The sequence below is a fragment of the Streptomyces sp. AF1A genome, from assembly GCF_047340315.1.
In the GTDB taxonomy this organism is placed as follows: Bacteria; Actinomycetota; Actinomycetes; order Streptomycetales; family Streptomycetaceae; genus Streptomyces.
In genome coordinates this window covers 47,463-69,920 of the sequence record NZ_JBLEBI010000001.1, presented here as the reverse complement: position 1 = coordinate 69,920, position 22,458 = coordinate 47,463, and the positions used below count along the sequence as shown (strand labels likewise).

Annotated in this window: 15 protein-coding genes; 8 read left to right on the top strand and 7 right to left on the bottom strand. The window is 69.9% G+C overall.

The annotated features are described in order from the left end of the window. Positions 1-147 precede the first annotated feature (147 nt). Both ACLU3S_RS00295 and ACLU3S_RS00290 read left to right on the top strand, forming a co-directional pair. On the top strand, positions 148-963 hold the full coding sequence (locus ACLU3S_RS00295; RefSeq protein ID WP_413949602.1) for a helix-turn-helix domain-containing protein: 816 nt from the start codon (positions 148-150) through the stop codon (positions 961-963). After that, entirely contained in the window at positions 960-1,163 is a 204-nt protein-coding gene (locus ACLU3S_RS00290; protein WP_413949601.1) for a DUF397 domain-containing protein, read from the top strand. The genes ACLU3S_RS00295 and ACLU3S_RS00290 overlap by 4 nt, the downstream gene beginning before the upstream one ends. A 71-nt stretch (positions 1,164-1,234) precedes the next feature. On the opposite strand, the gene ACLU3S_RS00285 is transcribed toward ACLU3S_RS00290, so the two are convergent. From ACLU3S_RS00285 to ACLU3S_RS00270, 4 genes are all read right to left on the bottom strand, one after another. Next, complete coding sequence (locus ACLU3S_RS00285) at positions 1,235-6,343, bottom strand: class I SAM-dependent DNA methyltransferase (protein ID WP_413949600.1); 5,109 nt, start codon at positions 6,341-6,343, stop codon at positions 1,235-1,237. 24 nt (positions 6,344-6,367) lie between these two features. Beyond that, positions 6,368-9,262 (bottom strand): DEAD/DEAH box helicase, encoded by a 2,895-nt coding sequence (locus ACLU3S_RS00280; protein WP_413949599.1) that lies wholly within the window; start codon positions 9,260-9,262, stop codon positions 6,368-6,370. A 117-nt stretch (positions 9,263-9,379) separates the two neighbouring features. Continuing rightward, positions 9,380-10,636 carry a protein kinase domain-containing protein gene (locus ACLU3S_RS00275; RefSeq protein WP_413949598.1) on the bottom strand — a complete coding sequence of 419 codons (1,257 nt, stop codon included), beginning with the start codon at positions 10,634-10,636 and terminating at the stop codon, positions 9,380-9,382. A gap of 112 nt (positions 10,637-10,748) precedes the next feature. Beyond that, complete coding sequence (locus ACLU3S_RS00270; RefSeq protein ID WP_413949597.1) at positions 10,749-12,980, bottom strand: N-6 DNA methylase; 2,232 nt, start codon at positions 12,978-12,980, stop codon at positions 10,749-10,751. 180 nt (positions 12,981-13,160) lie between these two features. Here ACLU3S_RS00270 and ACLU3S_RS00265 point away from each other — a divergent pair, with 180 nt between their 5' ends. The 3 genes from ACLU3S_RS00265 (at position 13,161) to ACLU3S_RS00255 (ending at position 14,689) form a co-directional block, all read left to right on the top strand. After that, positions 13,161-13,715, top strand: a complete 555-nt coding sequence (locus tag ACLU3S_RS00265) for a hypothetical protein (RefSeq protein ID WP_413949596.1) — start codon at positions 13,161-13,163, stop codon at positions 13,713-13,715. A gap of 147 nt (positions 13,716-13,862) precedes the next feature. Further along, positions 13,863-14,180, top strand: coding sequence for a hypothetical protein (locus ACLU3S_RS00260; protein WP_413949595.1), 318 nt, complete (start codon positions 13,863-13,865; stop codon positions 14,178-14,180). Positions 14,181-14,266: 86 nt separating this feature from the next. Further along, positions 14,267-14,689 carry a hypothetical protein gene (locus ACLU3S_RS00255; RefSeq protein ID WP_413949594.1) on the top strand — a complete coding sequence of 141 codons (423 nt, stop codon included), beginning with the start codon at positions 14,267-14,269 and terminating at the stop codon, positions 14,687-14,689. Positions 14,690-14,847: 158 nt separating this feature from the next. Here ACLU3S_RS00255 and ACLU3S_RS00250 read toward each other — a convergent pair whose 3' ends face one another. From ACLU3S_RS00250 to ACLU3S_RS00240, 3 genes are read right to left on the bottom strand one after another with little or no spacing between them, the layout of a single operon-like run. Further along, positions 14,848-15,414, bottom strand: coding sequence for a hypothetical protein (locus ACLU3S_RS00250; protein WP_413949593.1), 567 nt, complete (start codon positions 15,412-15,414; stop codon positions 14,848-14,850). Next, on the bottom strand, positions 15,411-17,327 hold the full coding sequence (locus ACLU3S_RS00245; protein WP_413949592.1) for a hypothetical protein: 1,917 nt from the start codon (positions 17,325-17,327) through the stop codon (positions 15,411-15,413). Before ACLU3S_RS00245 ends, ACLU3S_RS00250 begins: the two co-directional genes overlap by 4 nt. Continuing rightward, positions 17,311-19,422: a hypothetical protein gene (locus ACLU3S_RS00240; protein WP_413949591.1), complete on the bottom strand. Its 2,112-nt coding sequence runs from the start codon at positions 19,420-19,422 to the stop codon at positions 17,311-17,313. The genes ACLU3S_RS00245 and ACLU3S_RS00240 overlap by 17 nt, the downstream gene beginning before the upstream one ends. Before the next feature lie 255 nt (positions 19,423-19,677). On the opposite strand from ACLU3S_RS00240, the gene ACLU3S_RS00235 reads away from it, so the two are divergent. The 3 genes from ACLU3S_RS00235 (at position 19,678) to ACLU3S_RS00225 (ending at position 22,413) form a co-directional block, all read left to right on the top strand. Further along, on the top strand, positions 19,678-20,079 hold the full coding sequence (locus ACLU3S_RS00235) for a hypothetical protein (RefSeq protein ID WP_413949590.1): 402 nt from the start codon (positions 19,678-19,680) through the stop codon (positions 20,077-20,079). A gap of 54 nt (positions 20,080-20,133) precedes the next feature. After that, positions 20,134-21,627, top strand: coding sequence for a hypothetical protein (locus ACLU3S_RS00230; RefSeq protein ID WP_413949589.1), 1,494 nt, complete (start codon positions 20,134-20,136; stop codon positions 21,625-21,627). Positions 21,628-21,804: 177 nt separating this feature from the next. Continuing rightward, positions 21,805-22,413 carry a hypothetical protein gene (locus ACLU3S_RS00225; RefSeq protein ID WP_413949588.1) on the top strand — a complete coding sequence of 203 codons (609 nt, stop codon included), beginning with the start codon at positions 21,805-21,807 and terminating at the stop codon, positions 22,411-22,413. The last annotated feature ends 45 nt before the right edge of the window (positions 22,414-22,458 follow it).

Below are 22,458 nucleotides of genomic sequence, written 5' to 3'. Positions count from 1 at the left end.
TACGCGGTGCGGGGGATCTGCGCGAAGTGGGGCCGTGGCGACGCTGCGTGTCCGTACAGTGTGCAGTGAGTGACGGACGGGTGCGGCGCCTGCGGCGGGACGAGGTCGGGCGGGTGCTTCCCGGCGGGTGGGTGAGGTGAGGTCACCATGGCGGTGCACGGGGAGAGCGAGGCGGGCATTCTGCGGTGCTTCGGGCAGCAGTTGCGGTTGCTCAGGACGAGTCGGGGGCTGACGCGGGCGGAGTTGGGCGCGAGGCTCGGGTACGGCGAGGACATGGTGACGTCGGTGGAGCTGGGGCGGCGCATCCCGAGGCCGGAGTTCATCGACCGGGCGGATGAGGTGCTGGATGCCGGCGGGCTGCTGGCGGTGATGAAGGAGGAGGTGGCGCGGGCGCGGTATCCGGCGTTCTTCCGGGATGCGGCGAAGTTGGAGGCGGAGGCCGTCGAGCTGCACGTGTACGCCAGTAAGGCGGTGCCCGGCTTGTTGCAGACCGAGGAGTATGCGCGGGCGGTCTGCGAGATGTGGCTGCCTCTGCTTGATCCTGAGACGGTCAACCAGCGTGTGGGCTCCCGTCTCGCTCGCCAGGTGATCTTTGACCGCCGGCCGTCACCCACGATCAGCTTCGTCATCGAGGAGCACGTGCTGCGGAGGCCGCTCGGCGGGTGGAGCGTCATGCGCGGTCAGTTGGAGGAGGTTCTGCTGCGCGCGCAACAGCGGAATGTGGTCGTACAGGTCATGCCTGTCGGTTGCGTGGAACATGCTGCCCTGGATGGACCGTTCACCCTCTACGAGACGCAGAAGGGCCAGCGACTCGCGTACGTCGAGGCACGTAACGACAGCCGTCTCTTCAGTGAGCGGAGGTCGGTACGCGAGTATGAGGAGCAGTACGGCATCCTGCGTGCTCAGGCCCTGACTCCACGCGAGTCGCTGGGGCTCCTCGAAAAGATGCTGGGAGAGTTATGAACGCGGAAGATGTTGCGCACGGTTGGGCCAACCTGCCCTGGCGCACCAGCAGTTACAGCACTGGGTCGGGCGGCGAGTGCGTTGAGGTCGCCCTTACGGCTGTCGGCGTGCACGTGCGTGACTCGAAGTGCGTGGCGCAGGGCGGACCAGTGCTGAAGGTCAGCTCGACGGCGTGGGCAGCGTTGCTTGAGACGATGTGAGGTGTACGGCTGCCTGCGACGGTCGGCGCTTCCTTGAAGGAAGCGCCGACCGTCGTTGTGAGGAACGGTACTTAGGCCTCACGGTTCCCAGGGGGAGCCCAGCGCCCGGCGGCGATCTCCTTGTCCAGGCGAGCTTGGAAGTGGGCGTGTGCGGCGCGCATCTCGGCTTCGCGGTCCGCCTTGTAGAAAGGTGCGGTGTAGCCGGCCGGGGGTGGGGTGGTCTCCGGATTCTCCAAGTGGGCGAGCAGGTCTACGTAGTCCTGCTTGGTCTGACCGAAGCCGTACGTATTGTGATTTCCCGCGATCTTGCGACCGTTGGCGTCGAAGTACATCACCGATTCGTAGTCGGAGAGAACCGGGTAACGAGACTTGTAGATTGCGACGAGGTGATCGGCGGTCATCCCGAGCCAGACGGAGACGAGCGCGTCCAACTCGACAAGGGCGGCGCGGCGTTCGTATTCAGTACGAAGGGGAGTGCCGTACTCCCAGGTGGCGGTGAGCCCCCCAGCCAGGGGCGGGAGATGTGGCCAGCCCGGGTTGGCCCAGTCCTCGTAGCCCGCCCAACGGGGGTCGTAGAGTTCTTCCCAGAGGGGGGCGTAGTGGGCCGTAAGGGCATTCAGGCGGAGGGAGCGGAGCAGTAGGGCAGGGGCTAGAGGGTGAGTGGGGTGGGCTGCGGGCAGTTGTTTTACGCCTGCGGGTGTGAGATCGGCGCGGCCTGTAATACGCAGGAGATAATCAATCGGCAGGGATGCCCAAAAGCCGGCAGTAAGGACTGTCTGCCGGTTGTCTGGGAGTTTCATTGAGTAGACGGCGTGGACATGGGCGGGCCCTGGTGGGATGAGGGAAGCGAAGAGGCTGCGCTCTGTATCGAAGGGGATCATCTTCCGCCAGGCGATACGGAAGTAGTCCGTGTAGCGGAGGTTCCTATCCGGATCCCAGACGTCCTGAGCGGCACGGTAGGCGAATTCGGAAGACGCTCGTACGTAATTCGTGCGGGGGACGGCTACATCGGAGAGGGTTACCAGATCCAGAGCGGACCAATCGCGGTTTGTTTTACATGGGATGTTCGGCTGTTTGTTGAATGGGGTGGCACCAGCGAAGTGTGGACCTTGGAGTACGAGATCGCGGAGGTTTGAGATGTCGGCAGTACCCCATCGGATGAAACCGTCCTTCTTGGCGGTTGTTTCGTTGTAGCCCTGAGTGAGGTGGATGCTGCGACTCGACATGCGATACGTTGTAACTGCAAGAGCCGAGACGGCTCCTTGCTCCTCAGACGTCACCGGGTAGAGCAGAGGAGCTTCGGCGTCTGGCACGTTATTCGAGCTTGAAAGCTGGTTCCATTCCGCAAGTCGAGCCCCGTCCACGTGGATGAGACGACCGCGATGGGGGCGCAGTTCCCACTTACCCTCGTGCTTAATGCCAGGCAGTGGTCCTCGGCCGTCATGGCGGAGCGAGTTGCTGAGGGTGTCTGGAGAGAATAGCCAGCTGAGGTGGATGAAGGAGACGGGAGTTTCTTCGCCGTAGATGTTGATGCCGAACTGCCGCGTGCCTTCGACCTCGTCGAAGAGTTGAAGGCGGTTGGAGAAGTGTGCATGCACGCGCAGATGCCGGTAGGCCGACCCGCGTAGCGGCCCTTCCTTTACCCCGCCAAAGTGTGTGTCCGGATGGATGAGTCCCGCCATTCCCGCCAGGTTTGTGTGACGCCATACCTGTACCATGAAAGCCCGGTAAAGGTCCGGCCGGGTTTTGTCCAGCAAGGGATACATGGGCTGTGACGTGAGGAAATCTGCCAAGGCAGTGTTGCTTGCTAGGTCATTAAGGACGAAGCAGCCGCAGGCCCGATCTTCCAGCACCTGCGCCTTGCGCACTCGCCATTCCTCAGCGCTTGGCTTCTCCGACAACTTAAACCATGGATCCAACTCCGCCAGAACCGCGTCCTCGTTCCAGTCCGGCTGGACCCAAGGCGGATTCCCCACCTGTAGATCAAACCCGCCCCTTGCAGCGAAAGCGTGACCGAACTCCAACTCCCAGTGAAAGAACCCCTGCCGCTCAGCCACATCCTTCGCGACCGCTGCCCACGGATACCGCGACTCCAGCGAGTAGAACCGCTCCATGCCCATCCACTCGGGCAACTCGTCCTCGTACCGTTCCAGTTCGTCCAGCGTGTCGAACTGGGACACCAGCGAGTCCGCAGCCACGTCCTGCGTGCCCAGCAGTGATTCGGCGAAGTCCAGCCAGTCGTCCAGCGAGGCGAGCGGGATCACTGGGCGGCGCTCGCCCCGGATCTGTTCCTTACGGCTGCCGCCCCGCGCGTTCTTCGACTTGACCTCGACGACCTCGACCCCGCCGAACAGGTCCTCCTTCTCATACGTCTCCCGCGCAGGTGCACCCGACTGAGCCGGAAACGAAGCCGGGGCCGACGGCACGACCCACTCACCCGACTGCGAAGCGACCTCCGCCGCCCGCGCGTACACCTCATGCGAACCGTCCAGCAGCGCAGCCTCCTGCACCGGCCAGAACCACAGCGCGCACCACGCGTCCATCAGCGTCTTCAAGCGCCAGTACGGAGTGTCGACGGCCTCCAAGTCGACCTTGACCTTCTCCCTCGGCACCGCGACCTCGGGCGAGCGCAGCCAGCCGTCCTCCGCCCCCCACACATCAATCCGACGCGAGATCTCCCGCTCGGAGATCTCCAGCCGGCGCACGACCAGCCCCCACAGGTACTCCGCCCGCCGCGCCAGCCCCTGCAACCGCTTCGTCTGCGTGGCACTCGGCGACTTGGTGATCGCCTTCCTCCAGGCGGCCAGCGCCTTCGCCTCCGCCGGGGCCAGCGCCTTGGCCTCCTTCTCGGCCGCGACCGCGCCCCACTCCTTCGCTGGGAGCAGGAAGTGGTGCACCGCCCCTTCAGGCAACGGGGCCCCTGCCAGCGCCTCCGACAGCGGGAAGCGTTCCGGCGTCGTACCCAGCCAGCCGCCCTTCTTCAGGCGCTCAGCGGAGTAGATCTCCCTGCGCCCGCCGATCAGCGAGTTGCCGCGCCGCAAATGCAGCCCGAACCACGGTGCCTCCATCCCCGGATGCATCGTGTTCAGCCACAGCGACACCTCCGCCAGCTCCACCGCCGTGTCGTTGAGGTCGACGCCGTAGGAGTTGTGGAGCGCGATGTACGCCTTGGCCTTCTGGAGCTCGACCGCGTACCTCTCCGTGTCGATCGCGACGCCCAGCTCGTCCTGCCGCCGCCGCAGGTACTCCGCCGCGACCTGGTTGATCGCCTCGTTGAGGAACGCGCCCGAGCCGAGCGCCGGCTCGCAGATCTTCCACTCCAGCAGCTCGCGCGCCTCGGTCGTCGTACCGTCCTGGTCCAGGCGGTGCTGCAACGCGAGCTGGACCGTCACGCGGGTCAACGACTCCGGCGTGTAGTACGACGCTGAAGTCTGCCGGTCGCGGCCCGACAGGCGGTACACGAACGCGCCCGGCGCGTACCGCACGCGCCGCTCCTCACCCGTGTCCTCGTCCTTCTGGCGGACGAACACCTCGTCCGGGTACTCGTCGGCCTTGTTGGCCGGGATCAGCCAGGAGCCGTCCTTCGGGTCGCCGTTCTTCGCGACCTCGTACAGCTCCTCGCCCGCGACAAAACCGGAGTACGACATCAGGCCCTCGTACACCGCGCCGAGCTGGTTGATGCCGAGCTGTGCGTACGAGATGAAGCCGCCGCGCTCGCGCTTCTTGCCGCGCGTCAGCATCAGCAGGCGCAGCACCCGGTACAGCGTCTCGTTGCGCAACCGCGTGTCGATGAAGCGTTCCCCGCCCTCAGCGCCCGCCTCGGCCACTGCCTCACTGTCGAGGCGCGGGTCCGGAACCGCGTCCCGCCCGATCAGCCGGATCGCGTCCGGCTCGAACAGCTTGGAGTGCAGCGGCTCGAACCGCAGCCCCAGGCCCTCCGAGGTCTTCGCGGTCACGGGGTCCGTGGACTCCGGCTCCGCATCCACCCCGTGCGTACGGCGCGGGCGGTAACCCTCCTGGACCTTGCGGAACAGCAGGTCCAGCGACTCGTACAGGTAGAAGCCCTTGCGGGACTTCTCGTCCACCAGATCCCGTTCGGCGATCAGCTCGCCCAGGCGGCCGAGGCCGTAGCCCATCTGGTACTCGGGGTAGTCCGAGGGCAGGATGCCCAGCTCCGGGCGGGCCTCCGCGTACAGCAGGAACAGGATGCGGTACAGGTAGCGCAGCGACTCACGAGTCAACTGGCGGCCCAGCTCCGAAAGTTCCTTGACCTGCTCCGGGCGGACGCCCGCCTCTCGGATCCGGTCCAGCACCTCGTTCGCGATCAACTCAACGCTCAGCCGCAGGCCGTCCCGCAGCTCACTCGAAACGCCTACCGCGTGCTTGGTCGACTTGTCGACGAGCGTGGCGAGGGGGTTCTCGCCGCCCTCCTCCGGCGTGCGCAGCGAGTCCGCGCCGAACAGGGCGGCCACCGTGTCGAGTTCGCCGCCCGCCTTGGTGTCGTTGCGCTCCAGCACCCGGTCCAGCGACACCGCCAGGTAGCGGCCCTCGCCCCACGCGGCCCGGTCGGCGAGGACCACGACACCGCCGACCAGCAGCAGCACATAACGCGGAGCGTCTTCGCAGGCGAACAGGAAGGAGGCCAGCTTGGAGCCGGTGGTGATGGTGTGCTGGCCGTCCAGGCGCAGCTCGTCCAGGAGGCGGCCCGCGCCGTCGGGGTCCAGGGCGTCGTCCGGCTCGGCCGACCAGCCGCAGTCCAGGGCGACGAGGTCCTTCTCCGTGTGCGCGACCTTCACCTCGTACGACTGGTCGGCGCGGACGACGCTGAGCGTGCCCGGCTTGGCGTCGAAGCCGAGGGCGCGCAGCACTTCCGCGTTGAGGGCGCGGACGCGGTCGCGCCACTCGGGGGCGTCGTACGTCACGGCGTCGTCGCCGGTCGCCGCCCGCTCCTCGTCCATCGTGAAGTAGGAGCGGGCCGCGAAGTAGGTGCGGCGCAGGGCCCGCAGGCCCGTGCGCGGGGTGACGGGCAGGGCGCCCTCGGGGCGCTCGGCGCCGGCGGCGTCCTCCTCGCGCTGCTTCCACTCGGCGAGCAGCCCGGACTTGAGGTCCTTGGGCAGGACCTCGGCGAGGTAGTGCGCGGAGAAGTAGTCGCCGCGGTTGACCAGGGAGTCGAACGTCATCGTGGTGAACCTCTGGGTGATGAGTCAGGCGGCGTTGGCGGGGGCGAGGACGGCGAGGACGCGGAGCATCGGGCGGCCCGTGGTGAGGAGGGAGTCCGCGAGGGACGCCAGACGCTCACGCGTGCCGGTGGGCGCGGAGCCGCCGCCCGTCAGCGTCGGCTGCTCCCACGCGCCCAGGCGGGTCTTGTACTCCTCGATCGGCGCCCGCAGCGGCTCGTCCCACGCCTCGCGGTGCCGCTCCAGGAACGCCTCCGCGGTGTCCAGGACGCCGGGGATCGCCTCGGCGAGGCGGTCCGTGTCGTGGGCGAGGCCCGGGTTGGCCATCGTCGGGCCGACCTTCGCGCGGCGCAGGACCGCCACCATGTCATCGTCGACCTCGCCGTCCTCGGTCACCGCCATCCACTTCACGACGGTCGGGCGGCCGAGCGCGTTGGAGTAGATGCCCTGCACGAGGTAGGTGGGCTGGGGCACGTCGGCCGTCAGGACGGGTGCCTCCTGGCGGTCGAGGCGGACCAGGACCTTGTCCGTGAGCCACTCCATGACCGGGTGCAGGTCGGTCAGCAGTGAGATGTCCGGCCAGCTCGACGTCGCGGAGGCGCGGGCGCGGGTGAGGCTGTGGTCGGCCAGCCGCCGGTTGAAGGTGACCTTCAGGCGGTCGCGCAGGCCCTGCTCGCGGACGTAGTCCGGGGGCAGCGCCTTGAGGCGGTGGACCAGGTCGGAGGGCGGGACGAAGGAGAGCAGGCCGGTCTCGGGGTCGGCGGACAGGTCCAGGCGGTCGTGCGCGTCCGGGTAGACCTCGCGCAGCGCCTCGTCCAGGAACTCGCGGGTGGAGGCGAACAGTCGGGGCACGTGCGCCCTCGGCACCGACGTGGTGCCGTCGCCGTCGTCCGCGCTGGTGCCGGCGGTGTCCTCCGGCTCGTCGTTCACCGCGCCGAAGAAGTCGGCGAGGAAGTCGTCCATGGCGTCGTCGTCGGTGGCGGCGGCGCCGGTGCCGGGGGAGCGGCGGGTGTCCAGGGACTCGTCCACGCTGCGGCCCCGCAGCAGGTCCTGGATGAGGGACTTCTCCTCGGCCTCCGCACGGTACAGCCCGGATACCGCCTCGGCCGTGCCGAGCGACTGGTGGGCCTGGGCCTCGCGCTCCAGCAGGCGCTCCGCGACGAGGGTGTCGTCCTTGGCGCCGTCGACCGCGCTGGTCAGGATCAGCGCACGGAACTGCGGCTCGTGCGCCTGCCCGTAGCGGTCGATGCGGCCGTTGCGCTGCTCGATGCGGATGAGCGACCAGGGCACGTCGTAATGGATGAGCTGGTGGCACTGGCGGTGGAGGTTGACGCCCTCGGAGGCGACGTCGCCGGTGAACAGGATGCGGACGGGGGTGTCCGCGAGGCCGAAGTCCTCCACGCACTGCATCTGCTGCTCGTCCGACAGGCCGCCGTGCATGACGCGGGCCGCCTCCTGCGCGGCCTTGCCCTTGAAGCCGAGGGCCTGCGGCACGGTCCGTGCCAGCCACTCCAGGGTCTGCACTCGCTCGGAGAAGACCACGACCCGGGTGTCGGACTTCGGGCCGACCCCGATCTCCCGCAGCTGCTCCAGCAGGGCCCGGAACTTGCCCGAGTCGGTCTCCGTCATGTCCGAGGACAGCTCCAGGAGCCGGTGCAGCGCGGCGCGTTCGGCGGCCGTCGCCTGCGGGGCGTTCTTCTTCTCCAGCGTCTTGATGCGCGTGGTGACCGTGGCCTTCAGCGCCGCGTGGGAGGAGAGGAAGGACTTCAGCAGCGTGTACGGGAACAGGGGGACGTCACTGACCGACTTCGAACCGTCGGACGGCAGCCAGACCGCGGCCAGCTCCTCGAAGATCCTCTCCTCGGCGGGGGTGGCCGTCACATGGATCGAGCGGGAGGGTCCGCGGTCCGCCCACTGGCCCTTCATCTGCTCCCGCACCTCGGGGCTGACCTTCGTGCGCCGGATGAACAGGTGCTTGATGTCCTCGGCGCGGTAGTGCTCCGGGTCGCGGATCGCGGCCGGGTCGAGGAGGGAGATCAGCTCGGCGAAGGAGCGGGCGTCGCCGTTGTGCGGGGTCGCGGAGGCCAGCAGGAGCGCGTCCGTGTGCGGGGCGAGGGTGCGGGCCAGCTGGTTGCGCAGGGAGCCCTTGTTGATGAGGTTGTGCGACTCGTCGATGACGACCGCGTCCCAGGTGATCCGCTCCAGGTGGTGCTTGTACTGGTCGGTGTTCTTCAGCGTGTCGATGGAGACGATGACACGCTTGAAGTACGTGAACGGGTTGCGGCCCGCCGGGATCTCCCGCTGGATCCGCTCGATGCCCACCGAGTCCAGGCGCACCAGCGGGATCGCGAACCGCGTCCACAGCTCGTGCTGGAACTGCTCCAGGACGTGCTGTGGGGTGACGACGAGGATGCGCTCGCCACGGCCGCGGCGGATCAGCTCGGCGAGGGTGAGGCCGATCTCCAGGGTCTTGCCGAGGCCGACGACGTCCGCGATGAGCAGGCGCGGGCGCAGGTTGCGGCCGGACAGGGCGAGTTGCGCGGGACGCTGCTGGTAGGGGAGCGAGTCCAGGAGGAAGGAGTCCGCGAGCGCCAGGCCGCGCTCGGCCTGCGGCAGCGGGGTCTTGCGCAGGACCGCCTCCAGGAAGAGGCGCGAGCGGCGGAAGTTCGGCGAGTCGTCGCGCACCAGGCGGGTCCGGCGAGGGTCGAGCAGTTCGATCCGGTCGAGGCCGGTGAAGAACACCGCCTCCTGGTCGCGTACGAAGTCCGAGGCGCCGACGGCCTCGACGCGGACCCCGTCGTGCTCGGTCCGCGTCGAGTTGCGCACCAGCCACACCTCGTCGCGAACGAGGATCTGGGCGCCCGGCGGGAACTGGGCGTCCTTCTCGCTCGTTGCGGGGGCTGTTGCGAGGTCGGCGGTCACTCGGGTGCCTCCTGGATCGTGGGGTCGTAGTGCTGGGCGTGCCGCGTCCGGCTCGACGGTGGTGCCACCGTGCGGCCGCGGAGGGCCCGGGTCAAGGGACGTGCTGCCGTGCCATGGTCAGGCGCTGCGGCTCGGGGCGAACGGTGCTCCCGCCGCGTATGCGGCCCTGATGCGCTGGGCCGTCATGCGCGCCTGGGCGGAGTGGCGCGGGGCGCGCGACGCCTCCGCGCCGTGCCGGGGCGGCTTCACGGGGCGGCTCGGCGCCGACTGCTCCGCAGGGGAGCGGTGCGGGGTGTCGCCGGGCTCGGTGGTGACGGACGCTCGGGGTTCCGGAGGGTCCGTGACGACGGTCGGTGCCGGGAGTGTGGGTGCGGGGACGACCGGGCCGGCCTCGGGCGCCGGCTCCTGTGCGGCCGGAGCGGTTTCCGTGGGCAGGTCCTCGAAGGGCGCGGTGAGCGGCGGGGCGGGGATGGGCGGCGGCACGGTCGGCCCGTGCTCACGTGCGGTGTGGGCGGTGAGCCGGCGGCGGGCCTGGGCGATCTTCAGTCCGTGGGCCTCGACGACCGAACGGCACCGCTGCACCACCTCGACCAGCGGGGGACGGTCCTGCGCGCGGTGGGCCAGCATGGCCGTCAGCAGGGGGACGAGGTCGGTGGGCGCGCCGGACAGGTCCGGAGCGGAATCCGGGTCGGTGACCAGGTGGAAGACCATGTAGGGGGTGGCCGCCTGGTGCGGGTAGTGGCCGGTCGCGGCGAACAGCAGCACCGCACCGAGCGCGTAGACGTCCACGGCGGGCGTCAGGGGCTTCTCACCGGCCGCCTGTTCCGGGGCCATGCAGACCGGGGTGCCCACCACCTGGTGGGGCGCGGTCAGGGACACGCTCGACTCGGCGAAGGCGGCCAGGCCGAAATCGATGATCTTCGGACCGTTGGGCCCGAGGAGTATGTTCGCCGGCTTGAGGTCACGGTGCAGCAGACCCTGCGTGTGCACGGCCGCCAGTGCCTCGGCGAGGATCGCGCCGAGCGCGGCGGTGAGGACGGACGGCAGCGGCCCGTGCGTCTCCACGTGCCGGGCCAGGTCGGGGCCGGCCACGTACTCGGTGGCCAGCCACGGCCGCTCCGTCTCCGCGTCGGCTCCCAGGAATGCCGCGATGCGCGGACCCCAGATGGTCTTGAGGACCTCGATCTCCTGCGCGAACCGCCGGCGGGACTCGGAGTCCACGACCGACGGCTTGATCACTTTCACCGCGGCGGGCTCGCCGCCGAGGGATTCCCCGAGATAGACCTGGCCCATGCCGCCCTGGCCGATCCGGCCGAGGAGTTCGAAGTCTCCCAACGAGGCCGGGTCGTCGGGATTCAGGGGCGTGATCTGCACGTATGTCCTCGAAATTCCGTTATGGCGAGGCGCCTGATCAACCGCGACGGCGCCATGGGACACGGTAGTGGATGTGGTCGCGGGCGGATGCTGGGATTGCGGGATGGAGATATCAACCTGACGCAGGTGGAGAATGTGTGGAGACTTCTCCGGCCGGGGCCTCGCCCGGTGGATGCCGAGTCGTGTCCCGGGACGGGAGCAATTGACCCCCGGTGAGCCCTCCCGCCAGCAGCCGCGCCGTCTCCTCCGCCAGTCGAGATGCCCGCCGGGCCTGCGTCCGCAGCTCCTCAACGTGCCGGAACGCCTCCCCGTATCGCCTCTGCTCCGCCAACGGCAGCAGCGGCACGCGCAGCCGACCCGGGCTGACCGTCAGGACGCTGCTGCCCGTCGAAGCACCCGCGACGTTCTCCTCCGCGCCCAGGAACCCGGCGAGGAACCAGGCGTCCAGGCGGCCGGGGTCCGGCCGGAAGAGGTGGACCTGGTGCCCGAGCAGCGCGCCTGCGTCCTCCTCTCCCGCGACCCGGGTCATCGGGCCGCCTCCGCTCGCCACAGCTCGTACCAGGACGTCGCCGGCGGCGATCACGCGAGGCGCGTCGCTGCGCAGCCCCGCCGGGTCGCCGGTGGGACCCGACCCGCGCGCGATGTCCGACGCGGTGAGGACCGCGCGAGCCGTGAGCCCGTCAGCCGTGCCGTCCCCACGGCCACGCGCGCCCTCGGGCAGTGTCCGCAGGATGGTGAGTGCTCCACCGCGAGCGAGGTCGGACGCCGTCGCCGTCCGCCACTCGCGCGCCGCGCTGCCCGAGGCGCTCCAGCCCTCGTGACCGGCAGCCCGAGCGAGGGACTTCGCGGCCCTGACGAGGTTCCGGCGGGTGGTGTCGACCTCCGCCGAGAGTTCCGCCGGATCGATGTCGGCGCGTGACGTCCTCACGTGCCGTGCGGGCGTCAGGTCCACGACATCGTCCAGCAGGTCGACCACCCCGACGGCCCGGGAGGTGCCGGGTTCGCCTTCGAACGCGTCCGGGTCGCCGGCGAACGCCTCCCATGCGCCGAGGGCCTGGGTGGTGATCCGGTCCCAGTCAAGGGAGGCGGAGCGGCTGCCGCCTCGGGTGCGCGTGCCCAGCGCCGTGCTGTTCGCGGATTCCGCCTCCGCGGTGTCGACGAAGAGCACTGTCTTGCGCTCCGCGCCGGCCGGTTCGGGCCGTTGCAGGATCCAGATCTGGAGCCCGATGTGCAGCGGTACGGCCGCGCCCGGCGGCAGGGCGACGACCGCGCGCAGCGCACCGCTGCGGACGAGCTCCGCCCGTACGCGGCGCCCCGACGCACGGCCCGCCGTGGCGGGAGGCAGGAGCAGCACCGCGTGACCCCCGGGCGTCACATGGGCCAGGGCGTGCTGCACCCAGGCCAGCTCGGACTCGGCGCGGGCCGGAACGCCGTACGCCCAGCGAGGGTCGTAGGCCAGCTCGTCGTGTCCCCAGTCGCGGACGCCGTACGGCGGGTTGCTCAGCACCGCGTCCGCGACGAGGCCGGGAAAGGCGTCCGCACGGAGGCTGTCGCCGGCGCGCACGGTGACCGTGGCGTCCGGTGCCGTCAGCATCAGGCTCACCGCGCTCCGCTGAGCCTGTACGGGCAGCACGTCCTGGCCGTACAGCTCCCGCACGCCCCGGCGGGCGGCGGCGGCCAGGAGGGAGCCGCTGCCGCAGGCCGGGTCGAGGACGCGGGCCGCAGTGCCGGGGATCAGGCGCGCGAGGAGGTCCGCGAGCGCCGTGGGCGTCCGGTACGCGCCGCTCGCCGCGCTCTCCTCCAGCTCCCGCTCCGCGAGCACGCGCAGGGCGGCCTGGCCGCCCTCCTCTCGTACACATGCGTACAGCGCGCGCAGCACCTCCGCGTCGGCCGCCTCGAAGTGGACGGCTTCCCCGCCTTCGGGTACGGCGTCGGCCACGGCCTCGGCGTCGCGTTGGGCGCGGGCGGTGAGCTCAGCGTCCGGCAACTGCGCGGCGGCGGTCAGTTCCTCGCGCGTGTGGCCGGCTGCCGCGAGGACCAGGAGCAGCAGGTCCGCCGTACCGCCGGCGGTGCGTGTGTGCAGGCGGAGGGTCGTGCGCAGCTCCTCCGACGCGGTGGCGGCCGACGTGTGGCCGCGTGAGGCGAGCCAGTCGCGCACCGCGTGGAGGTCGTACAGCGGACTGGCCTCCGTACCGCCCGCCGGCGCCGGGAAATCGTCGTGCCGGCGGCGCCAGTTGCTGACGGTGGCGCGCGTGACCCCCGCGATGCGGGAGATGTCGGCGGCGGTCACCTGGGCGGACGGCTGAGGCGCGGAGGGTGTCGCTGACTCCTCGATGGGGGACATGGCAACAACCTACAGCAGCCGTCAAATCTGTCAACGTGATTGACAGTGCTTTCAATGACATGCTTCTCTGGTGTTGCTTCCGGTTGGAAGCGCATCCCAGGCCGCGGAGCCGTGTCTTCGGCATCCCTGGCGGCCGAATCCGTTCTTTTCCCGCACCACCTCATGGGGGGGTACTCGGTCATGTCCACGCCCGTGTGGGGCCAGCAGCCGCCGGTCCCGGAACCGCCGAAGAAGAAGAGCAAGGCCGCGTCCTGCCTCGGCGCCGGCTGCCTCGGCATCGTGGGCGTCCTGGTTCTGGGCGGCGTGATGTCCGTGGCCGGCGGCAAGTCGGGCGACAAGCCCGCCGCCGAGAGCCGGGCCACCGCCTCCTCGGACTCGGGGCACGGCGCCAAGGCCGCCCCGCCGTCCGCCACTCGTAAGAAGAAGCCGCAGAAGAAGAAGCCGCAGACCGTCACCTACTCCGTGACCGGCACCGCCGGCGCCGACGTCCAGTACGGCCCGGCAGGGTCCTCCGCCCAGGGCAGCGTGCCGATGACCGTGACCAAGCCGCTGCGCGACGTGCAGTACTACTCGATCACCGCGCAGTTGCAGGGCGGCGGGCACGTCACCTGCCGGCTGAAGGTCAACGGCAAGGTCATCTCGCAGTCCACCGCCTCGGGCGGTTACAACATCGCCACCTGCGAGATCAGCAAGGACCTCTTCAGCGGCAAGTGGACCGACACGAACGCCGGTTGAGAGGCGCCCAGAGCCCTCCGCCCGCCCTCCGTGCGAGGGGGCGTCCGGCGTCTGTCCCGCCGGCCACCTCTCGCACCGTGCCCCGCCGCTCCCGCCCGGACGGTTCCGTCCGGGCCGATCCCTCAGAACCTCATTCGGGAGAACCGCTTGACCGAGACGGACGAGCCCGAACTGACCGTGTACCACCGCCACTTGGCGCAGGTGTTGAAGCGCGACGACCGGGACAACTTCCAGGCCCTGCTCGTCCAGGCCCGCCACATCACCAGCCGGTGCTACGAGACCACCCTCTACGACCACCAGCAGACGTTTCGCCTGCTGTGGCGCCACCTGGAACGCAGCGGCCATCTGAGCCGCGCCCATCAAGAGGTCCGGACGCGTCTCGCGTCGGGCAAGGCCTCGCCCGACGAGCGCGCCGAACTGGAGCTGTTCCTCACGGTCTACGCGCAGGTCCACCCCGCCGAGTGACCCGACGCCACGTCCGCACGCGGACCTCGCCGCCCAAGCCTGCCCGGTCGTGGCCCGCTTCGACCTCACGCACGAAGGAGACACCAGTGAACCGAGCCAACGTCATCGCCATCGCCGCCTGCGGGTTGACCGCCCTGTCGGTCACCGCGGCCGTCGCGGATCACGTCAGCAGCAGCTCCGCGCTGGCCGCCGCCCGCCGCCAGGCCGCCGCGGCCGACCACCGCGCCCGGCAGGCGGAGACCCGCCCGCCCAAGGTCGTCACCAAGACCGTGGACAAGCCCGTCTTCGGCCGCTCCACGCTGCTCGGAGCCTACGCGGCCGGCGTCATCTCCGGTGGCGTGTACACCGACGACGGCAACACGACCTACACCGCGACCGACAGCACCTGCTCGCAGGAGTACTCCGACATCTCCCAGCAGCCCAACGGCGGCACCGTCCACAGGGACCTCTTCATGAAGGCCTGCCTGAACAACGTCAACGACACCGCCAAGACCGACCCGGCGCCCTGACCGACGGCGCCGGATCGTCCGCGATTCCCCTGCCGAACGCCGTCCTGGCCCAAGTACTGCCCTGGGCACCGCTGTCCGTGCTCGACGACCTCGTGGAGCACGGCGGCCTGCCGGTCGAGGCACCATCGGCAACAATGGCTACTGGCGCACCTTGTCGGTCACCGCAGAACGACTCCGACAACTCCGGCAACTCCGACGACGAGCACCAGCGAGAGCAGCACCACCGTGACCCTTGCAAGCCGTTCGGTGGCGGACTGGCGGCTGCGCAGTGCCTCGATGGCGGCGGCCCAGGACGTTTCGAGCCTGGTCAGCCGTTCGTCGACCGATGCTCCAAGCGCTGTCGCGGATGACCGGGACTCCTCGGCGGCCCGGTTCACGTCGCTGAGAACGGCGGCCGTGTCCTCGCGCGCGGCGGCCGACTGGGCCTTGTGGTTCAGCCTCAGCTGCTCGGCCAGGTCGTTCCCGACGGTGTCCAGCCGGCGGCGCAGATCCTGGTTCTCCCGGGCCAGCGCCTCGTACTGTTTCCTCAGCGCGCGGGCGGTGTCCTCCTGTTCGACGGCCGCCCCGTTCACGTCCTTCCTGAGCTCGGCCAGGGACTTGTCGAGTCGCCCCACCTCTTCGGAGATGCGCTCGACCGCGCTCTGGGCCAGCGGACTGGTGAGTTGCTCGACGACATCCTGGAAGGAGGCCCACAGCGGCTGGGCGGCAGAAGACTCATCGGTCATGGGAACATCCGGTTCAGGTCGTGGATCCCGCGCAGGGCAGCGAGGACGAACCAGGACCGCTCGTCCCCGTCCGACTGCGCCGCCCGGCCCAGCAAGTGGCGTACGTATCTCTCGTTTCTCTGGCTGTGGACGGCCCGTACCGACCGAGCCACCGCGAGGTTGGCCGTGTCCTCGGCCTCTTCTTCGGCCGCACGTTCGCGCAGGTCCTCCAGACGGGCGGTCGCGCGCGCCAGTGCCTCGGTGGTCCGGTCGGCGTACCGGGACGCCACCGCGCACTGCTGCCCGGCGTCGGCTTCGGCCTTGGCCAGGCGGGCGGTCGCGGAGCCGGCGTGCTCGCGCAGGGTGGTCCGGATCCAGGCCGGCATGTGCGTGCCGACGCCGGTCATCCGCTCGTAGCAGTGGTCCGGGGTCTCCGAGTTCCGTACGAAGCGTTTCCACCACCCCTGTTCGCACAGCTCGCAGCAGCCGCACAGCTCGTCGTACTTCTCCCGTATCCTTGTGCTCAGGTCGTGTGGCGGCTGCCACGGCGCCTCCGCCCCTTCGAGGGTCTCCCGCCATTCGGCCCACGCCCTGCGGGCGGCCTCCGTCCAGGCGGCGCGCTCCTCCTCCTGCTTCGCGCGGACCAGGTTGCCGCGCATCTCCGGGGCTTCCGGGCGGACGTAGACGACCGGCCAGCGGGTGAGTCTCTTCAGGCTCTTCCGCAGCGCCCCGGCCTTCCGGGAGGCGGCCTTGGCCGCCTCCTGGGCCCGGTCCAGGAAGGCGAGCGCCTCCTCGTGCTCGCGCTTCGCCCGCCGCTGGGCCTGTGCCGCTGCCTTCAGTGCCTGCTCACGGCGTCTGACGTTGTCACGTACGACCATCTCGACCCTGGCGGCGATCTCCGCCGCGGCCAGATGCCTGCGGTCGGGGTCGGAGTAACGGGCGATGGTGTCGCTCAGCCTGCGCAGCAGCTCGTCACAGACGGGGGCCACCGCCTCGGCGTAGCCGGGGTCGCTGTCCAGCAACTCCTTCCAGGAGTCGCCGATCTCGACCGGGAACAAGGCGCTCGGTGCGACCGGGGGCAGCTCCGACACCAGCCACTGGTCCGCGTAGTGCTCCTGGACGGCCACGATCACCCGGTCGCGGGTCCAGCCGGGGGAGCCGGGCTCGCCGAGCACCGCGGGCAGGTGCCTGCGCACGCTGTCCCCGCTGAACGCCCGGGTGAACACCAGGCTGAAGCGGTGCGCCTGTTCACCCCAGCCGAGCAGGAAGGGGTTCTCGGTGATCGCCGGGTCCCGGACCATCTCGGCGAACTGGTCCGCCGACACGACGAACACGACATGGTCCACGACGGGGGCGTAGACGGCCAGCAGTGCCCTGGCCGCCTCCCGTTCCTCGGCTCCGGCGCCGTGCAGCCCCGGCAGGTCGAAGACCCGCAGGTCCGTCCTCCGCTCGGGGCCCGCGAAGCGGTCCGGCAGCCCGATTTCCAGCGGCCGGGCCCGCGGCTCCCAGCGCAGCCGGTCTCCGGTGGCGCCGGTCCGGAACGACCTCAGCCGCTTCTTCAGCTGCCCGGAGGTCAGCCAGGCGGTTTCCCGTTGCCCGCCGGACGCGTCGTCCGGGTCCTCGTAGGCCAGCGACCATCGGTCAGGGTCCCCGGACCACTGGTAGCGGATGGGCACCGGCGTCGCCGACCGGCCGCGGCCCCGTCCGGCCCGCAAGGGGACGGCAGCCTCGGCCGCAGCCTCCGGGTCGGTCACGCCGAGCAGCCTGAGCAGCAGGGTCGTCTTGCCCACCTGGGAGTCCCCGAGCACCATCACATGGGCGAGATCGGACTGCTCCATAGCCTCGTCCACGCCCCGCAGCCGGGCCCGCAGCTGTGCGACGGCCTCGGCCGACCACGCCCAGCGCAGCCGGTCGAGGTCAGCCGAGTTCGTCATGGCCGAGCGCCTCCAGCATGCGCTCGCGGTAGCTTTCCACCGCACGCGTGGCCGACACCAGCCGGAACTGGCCGTTGAGTTTGCTGTCCGCCCCCAGCGCCTGCTGCAGCCGGGCCTCAAGGATCTCCCGGGTCACACGGAGCAGTTCGTCCACGTTCTCCAGCACCTGCCGCTCCGCCGCCTCCCGGTGCCGGGCCAGCAGCGTCCTGGCCAGACGGCTGCGCTCGGCCATCGCGTTGTTCCCGGCGTTGAGGAGCGTGGCTCCGACGACACCGACGCCGAGCGTGGTGAGCAGCAGCCCCGAGGCGGCCGCACCCATCCCGGCCGTCCTCGTGCCTCCAGCGAACAGACCTGCCGAGAGTTGTCCCACGTTCGCGAGCAGGTCGATGTCCTCGTCGACGAACCGTTCCGTGCCCAGCAGGAGGCCGACGGTGCCCAGGAGCGCCTTGCGCTCGTCCGCGAGGCCGCGCAGCGCGTGGGACAGCTCTTCGGGCGACTTGGTCGTCTCCAGCGACCCGTCGGGCATCGCGAGCTCACCGACCGCGAAGGCCCGGGCGTCGAGCGTCATGTACGGCAGCGCCTTGACGGCCTCGCTCAGCTGCCCTCCGACCTTCACGACGGGTGACGCGGTGCCCTTGGCGGCGTCCTGGGCGGCGTCCGGTTGCGCGTCGGCGCCGTCGACGGGGGGCCGGCCCGTCAGCACCAGTGCGACATCCCGGTCGAGACGGCCCTGGGTCAGCGACCCGGTGAAGGCTGCCAGACGGACCTGGCGCTGGACCTGGACGGTCGCCTCGATGCTGCCCAGGTAGGCGGCGTTGGGCCCGGGCAGCCCCGGCAGCTCCGACTCCGCAGGCGTCAGCCACGCCTGCCTCACCAGCTCGGCCAAGCGTTCGTCGCGCTCGTCCCTGCGCAGCCGGAGGAACTCGCCGGTCCGGCGGGCTCCCTCCCTGAACCCTCCGCCGTCACGCAACAGCTGCGTCAACCTGGCCGAAGCCCGCTCCATGTGCCGGCCGTAGTGCTCGGCCACCCTGGCGGTGAGCGTGCGCCGCAAACCGTCGCTCGCCTCGTCGTACTTTTCCAGCAGTCCCTGGATCTGGTCGGCGACCTCGCTGTCGAGGGCCTTGCGGTCACGTACCGCCCTCGCCGATCTGAGGACACCCGCCAGATCCGACCGGATCAGCGCGCGCATCAGATCGGTCTCCAGCCGCCGGCTGTCCCGGGCGCTGCCGCGCTTGGCGTCGATGCGCGCCCTGAGCGTGTCGATCCAGCCCTTGGGACTGCTGCCGTCCTTGCCGACGGGTACGACGTCCACCGGGTCGACCCCGAAGACCTCCACCGCGCGGGCGGTGCGCTCCTCGATCGCGTCGGGCGTGGACGCCTCGCAGCGGGTCACCGCCACCACCAGGTGCAACTCGTCCTCGTCCCGGCGCAGCAGGCTCAGCAGTTCGGGCTGTCCGGCGTTGGCCAGCCGGCGTTCGTCGGCGACCAGGAGCGCAGCCGGGCTGGTGGCCAGGACGATCTTCATCAGATCCTGCCAGTGCTCCTGCGCCCGGCCCCGCTCCAGGCCGGGCAGCAGCACGAAACCGGTACCCTCCAACTGCCAGAAGCTCAGGGGCACTTCGAGCTGGGTGAGCAGCACCCGGGCATCCTGGCTCTTCACATGCCGACGCCACTCCTCGCGCTGCTCGGCGGAGTAGTACTGCTTCTCCACGAGCCGGCCGCTGCGCTCCGCGTCGGCGCCGGGCCGCCGGAAGACCACCACTCCGCGCGGCTCCTGGAGGCCGGCCCGCTCGACGATGGCGACCGGGCACTTCTCGCCCAGGCCGGTGTTGTCCTCGAGCCAGGTGTCCGTGCCCGGATAGAGGTTGCGGGCGAGCAGGGTCTTTCCGGCTCCCTGCTCGCCGGCGATCGAGACGAACTGGTGCTCGCCGAGCGAGCTCAGCACGTAGAGCTGCCGCACCAGAACCAGCCAGTCGCTGTTGTCGGCGCCTCTGATGTCGAGTTCCACACCGAGCCGCATCAGGGCCATGGCGAGCCCTTGCAGCAGCCGCTCCGCCTTGACGAAACGGCCGTCGGCGTCTTCCTGTTCGTCCATGTCCCTGCCCTCGGGGGAATCGTGTGGGAGAACTGCACGGCGACGCAGGAGCGGCTGCCCGTGCGTGCGTCGTCACGGTGGGTCGCGTGCCGGGGAGGTGCGAACGGCGCGCGAGGTTCTGCAGGGGGAGGCGTCCAGTATGGCCTTAAACCGCCGGTGAATACAGGGAGTTGAGCCAGGTTCCGGTCGTTTTGCGCTGCGGATCCCGCTACGGTGGTCGGCAGCGGTCAGGCGATTGTGCGAGTGGGGAGCGGCATGACGCAAGGAGCAGGCCCGAAGATCCGGTTCTTCACCGACGCGGAGGTCGGCGAGGAGATCGTCAGGATCGTGACGGACAACGGCGGCGACATCCTGTCCAAGGGTCCCGCGGAGGATCCGGGAAGGTTCGCCTTCGACTTCGGCACGGTCACCGCCGTGGTGACGCTGGCCAGTGCTCTGCTGTTCAAGGAGCCGGTGATTCCCGAGCTGTGTCGCCTGCTGCGCCGACGCGGCGACGGTCAGAAGGTGGTCATCGAGGGCCCGCACGGCCGGGTCGAACTCGGATCCGGCGAACGGCCGTTGGGGGAGAGCGAGATCAGGGCGGCCGTGGAACTGGTGGCGGGCGCGGGGCGGGCGCCGGAAGGCGACGGCCGGGTTCCGGACACGGCGAACGAGTGACGACCGGGTTCGGGACGTCGCGGGTGAGTGACGATCGACTTCGGGGGACGACGAATGAGTTCTGGATACGGTGAGTTCGACCCCAAGTTCCCCGGGATCTCCCTCCACGCGGACTCCGCCGCGGCCTGGGAGCGGATCGTCCGCTACTCCCTCGGCCCCGAGACCCCTGATCTCGGCGCCGCATCCACGCCCGACGCGTTCCTGGACGCGGTCTCCAGCCTGAGTGTGACGATTCACGAACTGCGCCACTTCCACGACTTCCTGATCTCGGACTACGGCGCCCGGCTCGTGCGGGCCCGGCTCCAGGTCGTACTGAACATGCTGGAGGTCGTGCAGGCGTTCCGGCGTCTGGACACCTGGCGGGACGCCAACGTCGTCCTCACCCCACTGTCCGACTGGTGCCGGCTGGACCCGGAGCAGCGGCGGGCGGAGATCGACGGCCTCAACTGGGCCGGCGCCCACTACTGCCCGCCCGAACTGCCCTACTTCGCCGACGGCTGGTCGCCGCCCGATCGCGCGCTGGCCGGCGCGCACGACGTCTCCTGGGAGGTGCTCGCCCGGCAGCTCCAGTTCTGCGGCTACTACCAGGAGCGCGTCCGCCGGCTCAACGGCAAGCCGGAAGGGCTGGAACAGGCGCCGTACTACCCCCAGCAGTTCGCGGAGGCGTCGGCGATCCTCTGCCAGCAGGCGGAGATCATGAGCGCCTGGGACGCGGAGACCGCCAACGGATTCACCGCCATGCTCCTCGCACCGGGAAACCGCTACGGCATGGCACTGGCGCATGTCGGTCTCCTCTTCCGCAAAAGGGGCCGGGTGGACGCGCGCCTGGTCGCGGCCTTCCTGGGCTGGTGCCTCTTCGGCAACTACGCATCAGGCACGGACGCGTTCCCGGTCGTACGCTTCGCCAGACTGGGCCAAGTGCTCCTGGAGAACCCCGACAAGGCAATCCCCACCACCGCTCCGCGAACCCCCCGCGACTGGCACCGTCTCTTCGGGCGCTGGGACGAACTGACGGACCAGCCCGCCACGATGGACGACCTGGGCCGCTCGGTTCGCGAGATGGAACTGTCGTTCGCCAAAGTTCGCGCGAGAGTGGCCGAAACGTCCCGGGATGAGCCGTATGGCGACTTTCTGGCCGGTATCGGCCAGATCGTCCGGGCGCGTTCTGCGATGGTGGACCAGTTCCTGACCGATCCCGGCGCCTACCTGAGCCCCGCCGACTACCGTCTGAACATGGACCGCTGGACGGCGGCCCCCGTGAAGATCACGGTACCTGCGAACTCCGCGCTCATCGACGTGGACGAGGACCGGTGGACGGTGTACGCCTCCCAGCAGGACGAGACGGGCCGCACCCTGGTCACCGTCATGGGCCTCCGTGAGCCCCTGCGGGGAACCCACCACATCGATCCCGAGCTCGCCTTCCAGGTCTACAACCTGAGCAGCGTGGCCGACGTCCTGATCGGCCCCTGTCCCCCTGACGTCAGCCCTCTGGACCGCATGTTCGCGGAGACGCTGCTGGGCGTCCGCACACTGCCTCTCATCAGCTGACAGGGCCAGGCGGACCGCTCGGGATGCTCGCGATCTCGTCGATTCCCCGCCACCGCGTCCGTCGGCACGTCGCCGCGCTGACCGGCGACCCGTACTTCCGGGATCCTCGCCTAGGGTCTAACCAGCGAGCGAGTACAAGCGGCGGCGGAAGCCGCCAGACGGGGGGCGTGACAGGTAATGGCCCAGCCGCCCCTCCTGTGCGATGTCATCGACATCAAGGAGTCCATCTCCACCTCGGACTTCGTGCTGTCCCTGACTTTCTGCCGCAACCCAGGCGGCACGACGACAGGGCGCAACGAGGACATGGGCTTCACCGTGACCCTCGCCGACGACGAGGAGGTCGAGCAGCGGCTGTACGAGGACGCAGGGTGGAAGTACACGCCCCCTCCGCCTCCCGCCCCGCCCGGGTATCACCGGTTCTCCCTGGTGCACGACGAGTTCGCAGGGGCCGGTTTCGAGGACGGGCGGTACGCGGGTCTGCGCTCCCACCCGCCTGAGGGCTGCCAACCGGAGGACTGGGGCTGCTTCGCCCTGACGTGCGAGCGCCCGAAGAAGACCCTGCTGGACGCGGTGACGAGTACGGTGGCGAAGATTCGCCGCGAGCACGGCCTGGTCATGAACAGCATGGGCATCGAGAAGCCTCAGGAGTGGCTCGGCAACGACAAGAACGGCTACGCGGCGCAGATTGTGGGACATCTGCTGCTCTTGGCCGCTCACCGGGCCTCCCTCTTGGGGTACAGGCGCAAGGATCTGATCCGTCTGCTTGACGCGACCGGCGTGGAGTAGACGGGGGCGACCACACGTCGGTGAACCGGGCGTCGTCACGGTCCG

Excerpts from the sequence above, each read along its gene's own strand:
- ACLU3S_RS00295 (WP_413949602.1), top strand. The coding sequence starts at position 148 with ATGGCGGTGCACGGGGAGAGCGAGGCGGGCATTCTGCGGTGCTTCGGG.
- ACLU3S_RS00290 (WP_413949601.1), top strand. The coding sequence starts at position 960 with ATGAACGCGGAAGATGTTGCGCACGGTTGGGCCAACCTGCCCTGGCGC.
- ACLU3S_RS00285 (WP_413949600.1), bottom strand. The coding sequence starts at position 6,343 with ATGACGTTCGACTCCCTGGTCAACCGCGGCGACTACTTCTCCGCGCAC.
- ACLU3S_RS00270 (WP_413949597.1), bottom strand. The coding sequence starts at position 12,980 with ATGTCCCCCATCGAGGAGTCAGCGACACCCTCCGCGCCTCAGCCGTCC.
- ACLU3S_RS00265 (WP_413949596.1), top strand. The coding sequence starts at position 13,161 with ATGTCCACGCCCGTGTGGGGCCAGCAGCCGCCGGTCCCGGAACCGCCG.
- ACLU3S_RS00250 (WP_413949593.1), bottom strand. The coding sequence starts at position 15,414 with ATGACCGATGAGTCTTCTGCCGCCCAGCCGCTGTGGGCCTCCTTCCAG.
- ACLU3S_RS00245 (WP_413949592.1), bottom strand. The coding sequence starts at position 17,327 with ATGACGAACTCGGCTGACCTCGACCGGCTGCGCTGGGCGTGGTCGGCC.
- ACLU3S_RS00240 (WP_413949591.1), bottom strand. The coding sequence starts at position 19,422 with ATGGACGAACAGGAAGACGCCGACGGCCGTTTCGTCAAGGCGGAGCGG.
- ACLU3S_RS00235 (WP_413949590.1), top strand. The coding sequence starts at position 19,678 with ATGACGCAAGGAGCAGGCCCGAAGATCCGGTTCTTCACCGACGCGGAG.
- ACLU3S_RS00230 (WP_413949589.1), top strand. The coding sequence starts at position 20,134 with ATGAGTTCTGGATACGGTGAGTTCGACCCCAAGTTCCCCGGGATCTCC.
- ACLU3S_RS00225 (WP_413949588.1), top strand. The coding sequence starts at position 21,805 with ATGGCCCAGCCGCCCCTCCTGTGCGATGTCATCGACATCAAGGAGTCC.